The 15,299-nt window shown below is 64.6% G+C and carries 17 protein-coding genes; 7 read left to right on the top strand and 10 right to left on the bottom strand.

Annotated features, from left to right (window positions below):
• Nucleotides 1–9: 9 nt before the first annotated feature.
• From soxA to AC07S4_RS02940, 8 genes are all read right to left on the bottom strand, one after another.
• Nucleotides 10–792 (bottom strand): sulfur oxidation c-type cytochrome SoxA, encoded by a 783-nt coding sequence (soxA, locus tag AC07S4_RS02975; protein ID WP_228896708.1) that lies wholly within the window; start codon nucleotides 790–792, stop codon nucleotides 10–12.
• 110 nt (nucleotides 793–902) lie between these two features.
• Nucleotides 903–1,214 (bottom strand): thiosulfate oxidation carrier complex protein SoxZ, encoded by a 312-nt coding sequence (gene soxZ, locus AC07S4_RS02970; RefSeq protein ID WP_161073131.1) that lies wholly within the window; start codon nucleotides 1,212–1,214, stop codon nucleotides 903–905.
• A 24-nt stretch (nucleotides 1,215–1,238) separates the two neighbouring features.
• Complete coding sequence (gene soxY, locus AC07S4_RS02965) at nucleotides 1,239–1,700, bottom strand: thiosulfate oxidation carrier protein SoxY (RefSeq protein WP_494985170.1); 462 nt, start codon at nucleotides 1,698–1,700, stop codon at nucleotides 1,239–1,241.
• A gap of 43 nt (nucleotides 1,701–1,743) precedes the next feature.
• Complete coding sequence (locus tag AC07S4_RS02960) at nucleotides 1,744–2,856, bottom strand: c-type cytochrome (protein WP_494985169.1); 1,113 nt, start codon at nucleotides 2,854–2,856, stop codon at nucleotides 1,744–1,746.
• On the bottom strand, nucleotides 2,840–4,192 hold the full coding sequence (gene soxC / locus AC07S4_RS02955) for a sulfite dehydrogenase (RefSeq protein WP_494985168.1): 1,353 nt from the start codon (nucleotides 4,190–4,192) through the stop codon (nucleotides 2,840–2,842). Before soxC ends, AC07S4_RS02960 begins: the two co-directional genes overlap by 17 nt.
• A gap of 105 nt (nucleotides 4,193–4,297) precedes the next feature.
• Nucleotides 4,298–4,666, bottom strand: coding sequence for an ArsR/SmtB family transcription factor (locus tag AC07S4_RS02950; RefSeq protein WP_494985167.1), 369 nt, complete (start codon nucleotides 4,664–4,666; stop codon nucleotides 4,298–4,300).
• 34 nt (nucleotides 4,667–4,700) lie between these two features.
• Nucleotides 4,701–5,120, bottom strand: a complete 420-nt coding sequence (locus tag AC07S4_RS02945) for a DsrE family protein (protein WP_494985166.1) — start codon at nucleotides 5,118–5,120, stop codon at nucleotides 4,701–4,703.
• A 23-nt stretch (nucleotides 5,121–5,143) separates the two neighbouring features.
• Complete coding sequence (locus AC07S4_RS02940) at nucleotides 5,144–6,082, bottom strand: MBL fold metallo-hydrolase (protein WP_494985165.1); 939 nt, start codon at nucleotides 6,080–6,082, stop codon at nucleotides 5,144–5,146.
• A gap of 120 nt (nucleotides 6,083–6,202) precedes the next feature.
• On the opposite strand from AC07S4_RS02940, the gene AC07S4_RS02935 reads away from it, so the two are divergent.
• From AC07S4_RS02935 to AC07S4_RS02910, 6 genes are all read left to right on the top strand, one after another.
• The gene (locus AC07S4_RS02935) at nucleotides 6,203–6,574 is read left to right on the top strand and encodes a VOC family protein (RefSeq protein WP_494985164.1); all 372 of its coding nucleotides are present in this window, start codon (nucleotides 6,203–6,205) and stop codon (nucleotides 6,572–6,574) included.
• Between the two features lie 28 nt (nucleotides 6,575–6,602).
• Complete coding sequence (locus AC07S4_RS02930; RefSeq protein ID WP_494985163.1) at nucleotides 6,603–7,022, top strand: DUF4019 domain-containing protein; 420 nt, start codon at nucleotides 6,603–6,605, stop codon at nucleotides 7,020–7,022.
• Between the two features lie 121 nt (nucleotides 7,023–7,143).
• Nucleotides 7,144–7,971 carry a type I methionyl aminopeptidase gene (map, locus tag AC07S4_RS02925; RefSeq protein ID WP_494985162.1) on the top strand — a complete coding sequence of 276 codons (828 nt, stop codon included), beginning with the start codon at nucleotides 7,144–7,146 and terminating at the stop codon, nucleotides 7,969–7,971.
• A 7-nt stretch (nucleotides 7,972–7,978) separates the two neighbouring features.
• The gene (locus AC07S4_RS02920; RefSeq protein ID WP_494985161.1) at nucleotides 7,979–10,561 is read left to right on the top strand and encodes a [protein-PII] uridylyltransferase; all 2,583 of its coding nucleotides are present in this window, start codon (nucleotides 7,979–7,981) and stop codon (nucleotides 10,559–10,561) included.
• 31 nt (nucleotides 10,562–10,592) lie between these two features.
• Complete coding sequence (locus tag AC07S4_RS02915; protein WP_494985160.1) at nucleotides 10,593–11,342, top strand: pseudouridine synthase; 750 nt, start codon at nucleotides 10,593–10,595, stop codon at nucleotides 11,340–11,342.
• 115 nt (nucleotides 11,343–11,457) lie between these two features.
• Nucleotides 11,458–12,222 carry a flagellar brake protein gene (locus AC07S4_RS02910; RefSeq protein WP_494985159.1) on the top strand — a complete coding sequence of 255 codons (765 nt, stop codon included), beginning with the start codon at nucleotides 11,458–11,460 and terminating at the stop codon, nucleotides 12,220–12,222.
• Nucleotides 12,223–12,242: 20 nt separating this feature from the next.
• Here AC07S4_RS02910 and AC07S4_RS02905 read toward each other — a convergent pair whose 3' ends face one another.
• Both AC07S4_RS02905 and AC07S4_RS02900 read right to left on the bottom strand, forming a co-directional pair.
• Nucleotides 12,243–13,685 (bottom strand): ATP-binding protein, encoded by a 1,443-nt coding sequence (locus AC07S4_RS02905; RefSeq protein ID WP_494985158.1) that lies wholly within the window; start codon nucleotides 13,683–13,685, stop codon nucleotides 12,243–12,245.
• Nucleotides 13,682–14,365, bottom strand: a complete 684-nt coding sequence (locus tag AC07S4_RS02900; RefSeq protein ID WP_494985157.1) for a response regulator — start codon at nucleotides 14,363–14,365, stop codon at nucleotides 13,682–13,684. The genes AC07S4_RS02905 and AC07S4_RS02900 overlap by 4 nt, the downstream gene beginning before the upstream one ends.
• Nucleotides 14,366–14,503: 138 nt before the next feature.
• Between AC07S4_RS02900 and AC07S4_RS02895 the strand changes: the two genes are divergently transcribed.
• Nucleotides 14,504–15,295 carry a MipA/OmpV family protein gene (locus AC07S4_RS02895; RefSeq protein WP_494985156.1) on the top strand — a complete coding sequence of 264 codons (792 nt, stop codon included), beginning with the start codon at nucleotides 14,504–14,506 and terminating at the stop codon, nucleotides 15,293–15,295.
• Nucleotides 15,296–15,299: the final 4 nt, after the last annotated feature.

The following is a 15,299-nucleotide window of genomic DNA, read 5'->3' as shown; positions in this document are numbered from 1 at the left end:
CTGGTCTCCTTAGCGCTTCAGCGCTGGTGCGTTGTAGGTGCCGCCGTCGGCGTTCTTGGCCAGGAACATGGTCAGCGCGGTGATGAGGTCCGAGCCGTACACCGGCTCGGGGAAGCGCTGCTGGCGGAAGCAGTCGTTGAGGCGGTGCTGCATGGTGCGCACCTCGCCCTGCGACACGCGGTACGCCGGCCAGGTGGTGTAAGCCGCCTGCGCGTTGGACTTGTTCAGGATATTCGGCAGCTCCTGCAGCCGGATGCGCTGGCCGTTCGCCGAGTGGCAGGTGGCGCAGGCGAAGTCGTGCGCGCCGCCACGGTAGAAGAACATCTTCTTGCCGATTTCGTAAGCCGCCTTTTCCTGCGGGTGGCGCGTGGAGACGGCCATTTTCATGCCCTTGGACTGGGCGGTGATGTAGGACACCAGCGCCTCGATATCGGACTGGTTGGCGGTGGAGCCGAACGGCGTCTTGGTGGCCTGCTCCAGCGTCAGCCCCTGCAGGGTGACGCGGCAGTGCACCAGCCGCTGCTCCAGGTCCATCACCTTGTTCACGTCCTTGAAGTAGCGCGGCAATTCAACGTAGGCGCCCTTCAGCACACCCGGCCCCTTGCCCAGGTCGCACTTTTCCAGCGTGGCCTCGCGCGGGCCGTCCTTCTTGTTCCACAGTTCCTCGCCGCGCATCTCCCACAGTTCGGCGGGATTGCCGTCGGCCAGCAGCTGGCGGTACTTCGCGATTTCATCGGTGGCCGATGTCTGCGCCAGGGCTGTGCCCAGCGCGGACAGGGCCAGTGCGGCCATCAGGCAGGAGCTCGTTCGTTTCATTGCATCTCCGTTTCTTGTCAGGTGGGTGGTCTGCGCCACTTGCTGGTGTTGCTGATGTTGCTGGTCTTGTTTTTGCCGCTGCCCGGTCAGGCGACCACTACTTCGTCGGTGCGGCTGTCGCCCTTGTTGTCGGTCCATTTGATGGCGACCTTGTCGCCCTTGGCGCCGCCCTTGAACTTGAAGGACAGGAAGGGATCTTTGGAGATGGAGGTGCCAAATTGCGCGTCCAGCACAACCTTGTCCTTGCAGGTGGCGACCAGGGTCTGGATGAAGTGCGCGGGCACGGCCTGGCCGGCCGCGTCCTTGCGCTGGCCGGTTTCCATGTCGTGGCGTATCAGTACTTTTACTTCCACCGTGTCGCCGGTGGCGTTGGCGCGGATGCGCATTGGATTGCCCATGATGTCTTCCTTATATTGGGTTAATCAGCCGCCGCAGCCGCCGAGGGTGACCTTGATTTCCTTGCTGGCGACGAACCACTTGCCGTCCGCCTTGACCAGCGCGTGCACGTTCGAGGTGCCGCCCATCTTGACGCGGGTGCTCACGGCGGCCTCGGTGCCGGCCGGGATCTTGAAGCTGGCCGACAGCGGATTGGGGTTCTTTTCAACCAGGATGGCGATCATCTCGGTGTTCGGCACATTGCTCGACACCGACACCGGCACCACGGCGCCGTTTTCGGCGATGTCCGGGCCGGTGATGGCCACGTCGGCGCTGGCGCCGAAGGAGTCGCCGCCCATGGCTTTCAAGGCCGCGTCCAGCGATTTGGCGTCGAACATGCTCGCCTGCCAGTCGGCCGCGAACACGTCGCTCGGCTTGAGCAGGCCGGCCGTCACCGCGAGGCCGAAGATGGAAGCGATGCGCAGGGCATCACGTCGGTTCTGATTCATAGTTGTCTCCGTTGTTATAAATCCGGCTGCTAACTGATTGCGCTTATTTCGCGCCGTCCAGTATCCAGCCGACGATTGCTGCAATGTCCTCGTCCTTCAAATGGGCCTGCGCCGGCATGGGAACCGGTCCCCAGGCGCCGGAACTGCCCGCCTTCACCTTGCCTGCCAGGCGCTGCGCCGCACCCGCGTCGCCCTTGTACTTGGCCGCGATGTCGCGCAGCGCAGGGCCGACAATCTTGTTGCCCACGCCGTGGCAAGCCATACAGGCGTTCTGCCTGGCCAGCGCCTGCGCACCAGCGCCAGCGCCAGCGCCAGCATTCGCCTTTGCGGGCGCCGCGGCAACCACAGCGGAGGCAGCAGCGGAAGCCGGGGCGCCAGCGCCAGCCACGGGCGCCTTGCCGGCCAGCGCCGCCGTCGGCGCGGGCTGCGTGGTGTCCACGCCGCGCACCGCGCCAAAGCTGCGGTTCTGCGCCGACAGATCGCCATGCACATTGCGCGCCGCCGCAGGCAGTTCCGAGCGCAGCTTGACGTCGCCGCAGTTGCTCATGCAGGCCGTGCTGCGCACGTCGGCCTTGCCCTTCACGTCCCACATGCCATGCGCCTGCGTCATGCCGTTCCGGTTCGGCATGCGCGCCTGCACGTCGGCGATATTCTTATCCGACAGTACAAAATCGTCCGGCACCACTTCCGCCAGGTTCAGGATGTAGGCGGTTACCGCGTACACCTCCTCGGTGGTCAGGCTCTTGGGCGCGGTCCACGGCATGGCGCGGTTGATATAGTCCCACAGTGTGGAGACGGTTGCCACCTTCATCATGGTGGTGCGCTGCGGTTGCTTGTTGTCGCGCAGCGACGCCACGCGGCCGGACTTGACATCTTCCTTGCTTGTGCCGCCCACAATTGGCGTAAACACCTCGTTGGATTCGCCAAACGTGCCGTGGCAGGAAGCGCACTTGCCCTCCCAGACTTCCATGCCTTTGACCACGCTGCCCGAACCCTTGGGCAGGCCCTTGAAGTCCGGCCGCACGTCGATATCCCACGCAGCCACTTCCTGCGGCGTGGCGCTGCGGCCAACGTTGGCATAGGGCGGCGCGGCCAGCAGCGTGCATGAAGCGGCGGCGCACAGCAGCGCCACGGCGGCTTTAATAAACCTGGACATTCGACACCTCCCCGGACACAGCCACTTGCCACGACTGGATGGCGTTGTTGTGATAAATGGAGCGCGTGCCGCGTACAGCACGTAGCTCGTTGATCTTCGGCTGCACATAGCCGGTTTCGTCGATGGCGCGCGCTTGCAGCACGGCCGGCGCGCCGTCCCAGGTCCAGTCGATATTGAAGCGCGTCAGGCACTTGGACAGCACCGGCGACTCCAGGCGCGCCGTGCGCCAGTTGCGGCCGCCGTCGGCGGACACGTCCACGCGCTTGATCTTGCCCCGCCCGGACCAGGCCAGCCCGGTGATATTGTAGAAGCCCGTATCGAGCAGGCGCTGGCCGGCCGACGGCGTGGTGATAACGGATTTGCATTCCTGGATGGAGGTGTACTGGCGGTACATCCCGTCCGGCATGGCGTCTACATAGTGGATGGCCTCGTCCTTGGCGGCATACGGCTGGTCGCCCACTTCAATGCGGCGCAGCCACTTCACCCAGGACACGCCCTGCACGCCCGGCACCACCAGCCGCAGCGGATAGCCGTTTTCGGGACGCAGCATCTCGCCGTTCATGCCCCAGGCCACCAGCACGTCGTCCAGCGCGCGGTCGATGGAGATGGTGCGCGTCATGCCGGAACCGTCCGCGCCCTCCGCCAGCACGAAGCGGGCAGTCTTTTTGTCGTAGCCGCAATCGTCCAGCAGCACCGAGAGCGGCACGCCGGTGAATTCGCTGCAGCTCAGCATGCCGTGCGAATACTGCACCGACGGCACCGCCACATTGCCCCACTCCATAGCGGTATTGGCGCCGCATTCAATGAAGTGCATGGGCGAGACCGACGGCAAGCGCATCAGGTCGTCCATCGTGTAGACCTTTTGCTGGCGCACCAGGCCATTCACCATCAGGCGGTGCTGGCTCGGGTCGATGTCGTGCCAGCCCTGGTGGTGGCGCTCGAAATGCAGGCCGCTGGGGGTGATGATGCCGAACAGGCTTTGCAGCGGCGTGAACGACACCGAGGCCGCGTTCACGCGGGTCAGGCCCGGCGACTCGCGGCGCTGCAGCGCGCCTTCAAAGCGCGACGGCATGCCGTAGGGATTGCTCGCCACCGGCTTGCCCAAGGTTTTGGAATGCTCGGGCAGCGTCAGGATGGCAGGATCGCCGCCGGCGGCGGCCTGGCCGAAAGCCGTGCCGCTGGCCATGGCCGCGCCGGCCGCCAGGAAGCTCTTGCGCAGGAAGCCGCGCCGCTGCTCGTCCAGGCCTTTGCTGGTGATATCCAGCGCCAGCTGGCTGTCCACAAAATTCTCTGGAGCGCGCAGTATGCGCCCCGTCTTCGGTGCTTCGCCGGCCATGCCGTCTCCTCGTTCTTATTCACGTCAAAGCGTGTTGAACTGGAGTATATGACTAATCACGCATATTTGCGAAGCGTTTTTACACTGTGGCAAAAACACACCGTTTCAGGCGTTGGCGGAGGCGACGGCGGCTTGCGGCTCGGGCCGGTTTGTGCTGCGGGCCAGGATATCGGCGCTCACGCGGGCGCAGACGCTCTGGCAAATGCCCAGCGTGGCCGGATCGTCGATGCGGTAGTAGACCTGGGTGCCTTCTTTGCGCCGCGCCAGGATCTTGGCGCGGAACAGCATATTGATCTGGCGCGACACATTGGCCTGGCTGGCCTCGATCTCGGTCACGATCTCGTTGACCGCGCGTTCGCCGTGGCACAGGCTATGCAGGATTTTCAGGCGCGTGGGTTCGGACAGCAAGAAGAAGACGTTCGACACCTCCTCGAACAATTCGGCCATCTGCTCTTTGCTTAAGCTGTTATCCACGGAAATCTCATCGACGGTAGGGAGGGCAATTATATCAAGGCTTGAGGTAGACAAAGCCCTCTTCCGCCTGCAGCCGCGCCACCTCGGCCACGCCGGACGGCACAACCTTCGCCTCCGGCAGCAGTTTGGACTTGTCCAGCTTGCGGGCATCGAGCGTGTTTTTGCAGACGCGGAATTCCACGCCACGGTCGGCCAGTTCCTGCACCGGAATGTCGTAGGGATTGCCGTTGGCGTTCTTCGCGCCGTCCAGCAGGAAGTCGATGCCGGGGCCGTGCGTGACCACGACAATCTTGGCGCCGGGACTGGCGTTCAGGTGGTTGCGGATGTTGTTCAGGGCGCCGGTGGCCACGTCGCTATTGCTGATATGGTAGACCACCTTGATCTGGGACGCGGCCATGCCGGTCACGGCGAACAGCGCAAACAGTACAGCCACAAAAGTACGCAACAGCTTCATGAACTTCTCCTCAGTTGATTTTATTATTTGCCCAGGCTTTCGCGCTCAAGCAGCAGATAGGTGCCGTAGGCATTGATGCGATTGGCGTCCTTGAACGCAGGATACTGCTCAAAGCGGCGCCAGTCCACCACCTGGTAGGCCTGGTCGAAGGTCTGCATGTCCGCCACCGCCTTGCCCATCTGTTCGCGCAGGTAGAGCAGATAGCTGGTGGTCAGCGCCAGGTCGGCCTGCGGATTGGTGGACGCCGGGCCGTGGCCGGGGACCACCACCTTGGGGCCGGCGGGGAAACGCGCCAGCGCCTGCAGCCAGGCCTTGCTGTCGGCATCGCCCACGAAGGGGATGCGGCCGGTGAAGAACAGATCGCCCGCGAACAACACTTGCGCGTCCTCCACGTACAGCATCAAGTCCTCCGGCGAGTGCGCGCCGCCCACGTCCAGCAGCGTGAAATGCGTGCCGCCCAGCTCGAACTTGATGGCCTTGTCCGGGCCGAAGTCCAGCCAGCGGTCGGCGGGCAGCAGCCGCGTGTCTCCGTCCACCCACGGCGCCAGCGACGTGCGGCGCTCCGCCAGCCTGGTCTGCGTGAAGTCCGACGCCAGCGTGGCTTTGCCCGCGCCGTGCGCCCAGATTTCGACACCGGGCTGCTTCAGCGCTTGCAAGCCGTAGAAATGGTCGGCGTGGTAATGGCTCACGATCACCCGGCGCACCGGCTGGCTCGTCACCCGCGCGATGGCCTGGAGCATGGCCGCGCCCAGCACCGGCGTGGCCAGCGCGTCGAACACCACCACCCCGTCGCGGGTGACCACAAAGCCTGCGTTCGACATAAAGCCCTTGTTCGCCGCGCTCGCCATGCCCGCCTGGCCCTGGAAATAATAGACCTGCGGCGCCACCTGGACCGGCTTCAGCTCAATCGGCGGCACGGATTCGGCGCCATGCGCCCGGCCCAGCAGCAACAGCAAGACCATGCCCATCGCGGCAGCATATATGCGCATATGACTACTTTCGCAAATTAAAGTATTCCATCATGCCATAAGCGCCCGGCTTGGCTGTAGTATTATCATCCTAACCACACCCTTGGAGATGTTATGAAACTCGGCGCATTCTCGGTCAGCCTGGCGGTTAAAGACATCGATGCATCGTTGGCGTTCTACGAAAAGCTGGGCTTCAAGCCCTTTGGCGGCGACGTCGCCAACAAATGGGTCATCCTCAAGAACGGCGAGCACATTATCGGCCTGTTCCAGGGCATGCTCGACAAAAACACCCTCACCTTCAATCCCGGCTGGGACCAGGACGCGCAGCAACTCGGCGAATTCACCGACGTGCGCGAGATCCAGCGCCAGCTCAAGGCCCAGGGCGTCGCCTTCACCGCCGAAGCCGACGAAACCACCACCGGCCCCGCCTACGCCATCCTGCTGGACCCGGACGGCAATCCGGTCTTCCTCGACCAGCATGTGTGACCATTTAGACAATTCGAGAAAGACCGCAATGAAACGCATTGTGCAATTGCTGGCTGGCGCAAGTCTGGCCGTCTGCATGGCCGCCCACGCGCAGAGCGCGGAGGATATTGAGCAGGCCAAGGCCACGGCCGCGAAGTGGCTGGCTTTGGCTGACTCCAATCGGAGTGCCGCTACCTGGACCGAGGCCGACGAGTCAATCCAAAAAGCCGTCTCACAGGCAGACTGGGTACAGACGATGCAGACCATCAGGCAGCAACTTGGGCAGGTCAAGAGCCGGAGCTTGAAGTCCGCGGCCTTCGCCAGCCAGCTCCCCGGCGCACCGGACGGTGCGTATGTGGTCATCGTCTATTCCACCACCTACGCCAACAAACCGAACGTCACCGAAGTTGTTACGCCGGCACGCAACAAAGATGGCGCCTGGAAAGTGTCCGGCTACATTCTCCCGTAGCATCCGTCCCTCCGGGGCCGGGCAGCCACGGCTTGTCTATACGACAAGCACATGAATCCCGCGAGAAGATGGTGGGTCGTTTATAATTTCACCTATACATTTCTCACAGATTACCTACCCCATGGCTATTACCATCAATTCCGCCGAAGACATTGAAGGCATGCGCGTTGCCGGCCGCCTCGGCTCCGAAGTGCTGGACTACATCACTCCCTTCGTCAAGGCTGGCGTCACCACCGGCGAACTCGACCGCCTGTGCCATGAATACATGGTCAACGTGCAGGGCTCCATCCCCGCGCCGCTGAACTACTGCCCGCCCGGCTACACCCCCTACCCTAAAGCCATCTGCACCTCCGTCAACGACGTGATCTGCCACGGCATTCCGGGCGACAAGGTGCTGAAAAACGGCGACGTGGTGAACCTGGACATCACCGTCATCAAGGACGGCTACCATGGCGACAACAGCCGCATGTTCTTCATCGGCGAACCGTCCATCCTGGCCAAGCGCCTGTCCGAGATCACCTACGAATGCATGTGGCTGGGCATCGCCAAGGTCAAGCCGGGCGCGCACCTGGGCGATATCGGCCACGCCATCCAGCAGCACGCCGAAAAAGCGGGCTACAGCGTGGTGCGCGAGTTCTGCGGCCACGGCATCGGCAAGGTGTTCCACACCGAGCCGCAAGTGCTGCACTACGGCCGCCCCGGCACGCTGGACGAGCTCAAGCCCGGCATGATCTTCACCATCGAGCCGATGATCAACGCCGGCCGCCGCGAAATCCGCGAGATGAACGACGGCTGGACCATCAAGACCAAGGACCGCAGCCTGTCCGCGCAATGGGAGCACACCGTGCTGGTGACTGAAACCGGCTACGAAGTGCTGACCATGTCGGCCGGCACCCCGCCGCCGCCGGCGTTCATCGCCGCCGCAGCAGCCACTGCCGCCGCCGCCTGATCCACGCATGCCCGCTGCCGCCATGAAGAAGGAGCTGCGTGAGCAGCTGAAAAGCCAGCTCAAATCTGGCCGCCAGACCGTCATCGCCGGTTTCCGCGAGGACGGCATGCCCGAAAAACTGCTGCGCAACCTGCGCCAGGTGGTCGACGGCGTGCTGACCACGGCATGGCAGGAAGCGGCGCTGCCGCCCGAATCCGCGCTGGTGGCGGTGGGCGGCTTCGGGCGCGGCGAGCTTTTCCCTTATTCCGACGTCGACCTGCTGATCCTGCTGCACCAGGCGCCTGACGCGGACACGCGCGCGCGCCTGGAAGAGCTGGTGCAGCTGCTGTGGGACCTGGGCCTGGAAATCGGCTCCAGCATCCGCACGGTGGACGAGTGCATGAGCGAATCGCAGGCCGACATCACGGTGCAAACCAGCTTGCTGGAATCGCGCCTGGTGTGCGGCAACCAGGCGCTGTTCGAAGAGATGCAAACGCGCTACAACGCGCAGATGGACCCGCAAGCCTTCTTCCACGCCAAGATGCTGGAAATGAAGCAGCGCCACGCCAAGTACGAAGACACGCCCTTCAGCCTGGAGCCGAACTGCAAGGAAAGCCCCGGCGGCCTGCGCGACCTGCAGGTGATCCTGTGGATGGTGAAGGCTGCGGGCCTGGCCAATTCCTGGCGCACGCTGGCCACCGGCGGCTTCATCACCCAGACCGAAGCGAAGCAGCTGATGGAGAAGGAGCGCGCCTTCAAGGACATCCGCGTGCGCCTGCACCTGCACGCCGGCCGCCGCGAAGACCGCCTGGTGTTCGACGTGCAGACCGCCATCGCTGAAACGCTGGGCCTGACCACGCAAGGCAGCGGCCCGAACATGCGCCGCGCCAGCGAGTTCCTGATGCAGCGCTACTACTGGGCCGCCAAGACGGTGACCCAGCTCAATTCCATCCTGCTGCAGAACATCGAAGCGCGGCTGTTCCCGCAGCCCTGCGAGCAAACCCCGATCAACGCCCGCTTCAATGAAGTGAACGGCTTCATCGACATGGCGGCCGACGACACCTTTGCGCAAACGCCGTCGGCCATGCTGGAAGTGTTCGTGCTGATGACCGAGCGTCCCGCCCTGAAAGGCATGACGGCCCGCACCACGCGCGCGCTGTGGCACGAGCGCTTCAAGATTGACGCGGCCTTCCGCCACGACCCGGTGAACCGCGCCTACTTCCTGCGCATCCTGCAGGCGCCGGTGGGCATGCTGCACGCGCTGCGGCGCATGAACGAGCAGTCGCTGCTGGGCCGCTACCTGCCCAACTTCCGCAAGATCGTGGGGCAGATGCAGCACGACCTGTTCCACGTCTACACGGTGGACCAGCACATCCTGATGGTGGTGCGCAATATGCGCCGCTTCACGATGACCGAGCACGCGCACGAATACCCGTTCTGCAGCCAGCTGATGGCGAACTTCCCCAACCACTGGCTGCTGTACGTGGCGGCGCTGTTCCACGACATCGCCAAGGGCCGCGGCGGCGACCACTCCAAGCTGGGCGTGGCCGACGCCACGCAGTTCTGCCAGGACCACGGCATGAGCGCCGAGGACACCGAACTGGTGACCTTCCTGGTGGAGCAGCACCTGACCATGTCGCAAGTGGCGCAGAAGCAGGACCTGTCGGACCCGGACGTGATCGAAGCCTTCGCCAAGCTGGTGAAGGACGAACGCCACCTGACCGCGCTCTACCTGCTGACCGTGTCCGACATACGCGGCACCAGCCCCAAGGTGTGGAACGCCTGGAAGGCCAAGCTGCTGGAAGACCTGTACCGCATCACGCTGCGCGTGCTGGGCGGCGAACCGCATTCGGCCGACCGCGAACTGAAGAACCGCCAGCAGGAAGCCCTGGCCACCCTGCGCCTGTACGGCCTGCCGCCGGACGCGCACGAGCCGCTGTGGAAGCAGCTCGACATGGCCTATTTCCTGCGCCACGACGCGTCCGACATCGCCTGGCAGACGCGCGCCCTGTACGACCGCCTGGACAGCGCCAAGCCGGTGGTGAAGTGCCGCCTGGCGCCGATAGGCGAAGGCCTGCAGGTGGCCGTGTATGTGCAGGACCAGCCGGACCTGTTCGCGCGCATCTGCAGCTATTTCGACCGCAAGAATTTCAGCATCTTGGACGCCAAGATCCACACCACGCGCCACGGCTACGCGCTGGACACCTTCCTGGTGACGGAGCAGAACTTCGCCAAGAGCTACCGCGACATCATCAGCCTGATCGAGCATGAGCTGTGCGAGCTGCTGCAGTCGCAGGCCGAACTGCCGGTGCCGACCAGGGGCCGCCTGTCGCGCCTGTCGCGCACCTTCCCCATCCAGCCGACCGTGGACCTGCGGCCGGACGAACGGGGCCAGTACTATCTGCTGTCGGTGGCGGCCAACGACCGCACCGGCTTGCTGTATTCGATCGCCAATGTGCTGACCAAATACCGCATCAACCTGCACACGGCCAAGGTGATGACCTTGGGCGAGCGGGTCGAGGACGTGTTCCTCGTCGACGGCGCCGCGCTCAACAACGCACGCAACCAGCTCCAGCTGGAAACCGATTTACTGGAAGCGCTCAAGGTTTAAGCCTGCGCTTCCTCCTCACCGAATAAGAACAATGTCTGAAGAACTCTTACGCCTGTCCAAACGCATGTCCGAACTGGGCCTGTGCTCCCGCCGCGAGGCCGATGAATGGATCGCGCGCGGCTGGGTGCGCGTGGACGGCCAGGTGGTGTCCGAACTGGGTACCAAAATCTATCCGAGCCAGCGCGTCACCGTCGAACGCCAGGCCGCCGCCGAGCAGTCCAAGCGCGTCACCATCCTGATTAACAAGCCGGTGGGCTACGTCAGCGGCCAGGCCGAGGACGGCTACACGCCTGCCGTGGCGCTGATCAAGCCGGAAAACCGCTGGGCCGAGTGCGACGCGCCGGAACAGTTCCACCCCACCCAGCTGCGCAGCCTGGTCCCGGCCGGCCGCCTGGACATCGATTCGGTCGGCCTGCTGGTGCTGACCCAGGACGGCCGCGTGGCCAAGACCTTGATCGGCGAACACACCAACGTCGACAAGGAATACCTGGTGCGGGTACAGTACACCAAGGAAGGCAAGCTGCCGGACGCGGACCTGAAGAAGCTGAACCATGGCCTGTGGATGGACGGCAAGCCCCTGCTGCCGGCCAAGGTACGCTGGCAGAACGACGACCAGCTCAGCTTTACCCTGCGCGAAGGTAAAAAGCGCCAGATCCGCCGCATGTGCGATATGGTAGGGCTGCGTGTGGTCGGGCTGAAACGTGTGCGCATCGGCAAGGTCAAGCTGGGCAACTTGCCGGAAGGCCAGTGGCGCTATCTGAAGGCCGACGAGCAATTTTAACCACAAGAATTGCCGTATTCGCTATGTTTTCTTGCTATTTGGCAAGCCAAAGTCCTGATATGCTTGTAAACTACCGGGACCGGCCGGTGAACCGCCCTTATAGAGACTTGCTGCTGTGAACGATCCAATTCCTAACGACTTCCGTAAAGGCCCGCCCGCGCTGCAAGACGCGGTGGAACCCATTGCGGCTGGCTCCAAGCCGCACGAAATAACGGATGTCGACGACATCGGCGATTCGCTGACCGTGCTGGCGGAAAACGGCGACGCGGTCTCCGTCTACCCGGCCATGAGTACCGAAGTGGTGATGGCGCGCATCCAGTCGGTGTCGCCGGACCAGCCGCACTTTGTGCTGGAGCTGAACGAGGGCGAGACGATTCCGCCCGGCGGCGCCACCTTCGTGGCCTGGCTGCGCAGCGCCAAAATACAGTTCACGCTGCCCGGCCCGGCCTGGAATTCGATGCCCGAGCAGCCGCATCTGATCCCGCTGGAGTTTCCCGAGCGCTGCCAGGTGCTGAACCGGCGCGCCACGGCGCGGCTGGAAACGCCGCTGGGCGTCTATTTCACGGCCTCGTTTGTCCTGAACGGCAAGCCTTACGAGTTGCAGTTATACGACTTTTCGCAAGGCGGCGTGGGCATGCGCTGCGCGCCGCGCGACTCGCAAGGCCTGCACGTGGGCCGCAAGCTGCAGCGCGTGCGCCTGGAACTGGGCCCGGACGCGGTGATCATCGCCGACCTGGAAATCCGCCTGTCGCGCACCTACCGCTCCTTCCTGCTCGGCGAGCAGGTGCAGATCGGCTGCCAGTTCCTGAACATGTCGGCCACCATGCAGGACGACCTGGCCAAGCTGATCGACAAAATGAACTCCCGCCAAAAGCGCTGATCCCGGCTCAAGCAGCGAGATCAAACCGCCAGCGGCAAGCTCACTTCCACCAGCAATCCCCCGCCCTCCCCGTCCAGCAGTGCAATCCGGCCGCCGTGCCGGGCTGCGGCGGCCTGCGCGATCGCCAGGCCCAGGCCGCTGCCGCTCTGGGTTTGCGCCGGATCGCGGAAAAAGCGGTCGAACACACGCTGCCGCAGCGGGAGCGGAATGCCCGGCCCCTGGTCCTCCACCGTCAGCAGCGCCATCGCTGGCGCGCCCTCCCCACCATGCGCCAGCGCCAAGCCCACCCGCACCGTGCCGCCCTCCGGGCCGTACTTGATGGCGTTTTCCACCAGATTGTCCACCAGCGAAATCAGGCTCTCGCGCTGGCCCCGCACCGCCACGTCCTGCGCGGCCGCCAGTTCCAGCTCCACGCCGCGCGCGGCGGCCAGGCCGGACAGCACGGCAAGCCGGTCCTGCAGCAGTTCGTCGAGCGGCACGCGCTCCTGCGCATCCTGACCGGTGTCCGTGGCTTCGCTGCGCATCAGCATCAGCAGCTGGCCGACCAGCCGCGTGGCCCGGTTGCCGCTGCTCAGGATGCCGGCCAGCAGCTGCCGTTCACGTTCATCCATCGCCTGGCTGTGCAGCGCCTCCACGTTCACGCGCATGGCCGCCAGCGGCGTGCGCAGCTCGTGCGCCGCGTCGGCAATAAAGCTGCGCTCGCGCTGCGCGCTTTCGGCCACGCGCTGCATCAGCGCATTGATGCTGTCCACCATGGCCACCAGTTCGCGGTGACGCGCGGTGTAGACCAGCGGCGTGAGCGCATGCGGGCCGCGCGCGGCCACTTCGCGCGCCACGCTGCTCCAGGGCCGCAAGGCCAGACGGATGGAGAGCCAGGCCGGCAGCAACAGGAACGGCAGGTTGATCAGCAAAGGCAGAAGGTAGTAGCCGCGCATGCTGATGGTGACGAAGATATACCAGCCGCCGGCCGGCACCATCATCACCGCGCGGGTGCCGCTGCCCTCGGCCTGCACGGTGCGCAAACGCCATTTGCGGTCGCCCAGGCTCACCAGTTCCGTGCGGTCCAGCGGCAAATTGCCTACGTCGATCGCGGGCGCATGCGGCGAACGGAAAATCTCGCGCCCGCCCTGTATCAGCACCAGCGACGGCGACAGCTTGGGATCGCCGCTGCCATAGCCCTTGCTCAGGGACAGGTCGATGAGTTTCAGGCTGTGCATCTGGCGGTCCGGCTGGTCCGCCAGGTCGTCCGCCACGGCCAGGATGGTGTGGTAGATGTGGTCTTCGTGCAGCAATTCCTGGTCATGGCCGATCTCGTAGCTGATATAGCCGAGAAATATGGTCCACAACAGCGTCAGCAGCGCCATCTGGGCCACCATCAGGCGGCGCACCAGGCTGGGCTGCACGATAGCGGCCCACAGGCGGCGCCACCAGGGCGCGGCGGCGAGGGCTGCGGCGCTGTTCATGCCGGCCCCGCCGCGCCCGGCGCCTTCACGTCGATCACATAGCCCACGCCGCGCACGGTGCGCACATAGCCCTCCCCTATCTTGCGGCGCAGATTGGCCATGTGCACGTCCAGCGAATTGCTGGCGTTGGCCTGCGCGCCCGGCAAAGCCTGTTCCTCCAGCATGCGGCGCGTCACCACGCGGCCGGCGCGCATCAGCAGCATTTTCAGCAGCTCGTATTCGCTGGCGGTAAGGTCCACCGGCTTGTCCGCCACGCTCACGCGGCGCGTGGGCGCGTGCAGTTCCAGCCCGCGCAGTTCCAGCGTTTCACCATCGAAGCCATAGCTGCGGCGGGCCAGCGCGCGCACCCGCGACAGCAGCTCGGCCAGCTCGAAGGGCTTCACCAGATAGTCATCCGCGCCGGAATCGAGGCCGCGCAGGCGGTCGCTCAGGGCGTCGCGCGCGCTCAGTATCAAGACCGGCAAGTCGCGCCGCTCGCGCCGCAAGCGGCTCAGCAAGGAGATGCCGTCGCCGTCCGGCAGGCCCAGGTCCAGCAGCACCAGGTCGCAGCCGCCGGCCTCCAGCTGGCGCGCGGCGTCTTCCAGCTGACGCGTCCACACCACGTCCATGCCCTGGTCCGCCAGTGCAATGCGCACGCCGTTGCCCAGGTCCAGGTCGTCTTCTATCAGCAGTATTTTCATGGCGCTATTAGAGCACGGCGATCTTAAGATCAGCTAAAGCCCGGTCTTCATGGAATCTTCATGAAAGGCTCAGATTCGCTTCATGCCCGCCCCGCACACTGCAGCGCTTCCCAACTCAATCACAACATTGGAAACCTGATGAAGACCTGCAATTCGATATTCAAGCTGAAACTGGCTCCCGCGCTATTCGTCCTGCTGAGCGGCGGCGCCTTCGCCGGCAGCGATGCCGTCATTACCGTTGGCGGCGGGGCCGCGCTGGCGCCGCGCTATTCCGGCTCGGACGAAAACATGGCCTTGCCCATGCTGCTGCTGGACTATTCCACCGCCAGCGGCTTCTACGCCAGCACCATGCGCGGCCTGGGCTACGGCGGCTCCGCCGGCCAGTTCAGCTATAGCGCGGCGCTGGGCTTCCGCGCGCCGCGCAAGGAGAACGGCGAGCTGCCCTTCGGCGGCAAGGCCAGCAAATACCTGCGCGGCATGGGCGACGTGAAAGGCAGCGCCACGGCCAACCTGAGCGCGGGCTACGCCATCTTCGAGGGCCTGACGGTGAACCTGCATACGGCGCAGGCGCTGAGTGCGCGCGAAACCGGCGGCACCTATGGCGCGGGCCTGACCGGCACGCTGTTCAAGGACGCGGGCAACACGGTAACGCTGAGCCTGGGATTTGAAATGGCGGACAAGAAGTATGCGCAGACCTACTACGGGGTCAGCGCGCAGCAGGCGCTCAAGTCGGGCTACAAGGTCTACAAGCCGAAGGCGGGCATGTACCAGGCCGACGTGGCGATGAGCTGGCAGCACAAGCTGGACGAGCGCTGGGCCGTCACCGGCATGCTGGGCGTGAGCGGCCTGTTGCGCGACGCGGCGAACAGCCCGCTGACGCGGCGCACGACGTCGCCCACGGCGGCGGTGTACGCAAGCTACGGTTTCTGAGAGG

Source organism: Pseudoduganella sp. GW821-FHT05F09 (assembly GCF_059419605.1).
Note: the sequence above shows the minus strand (reverse complement) of the source record. Positions and strands in the feature narration are given on the sequence as shown.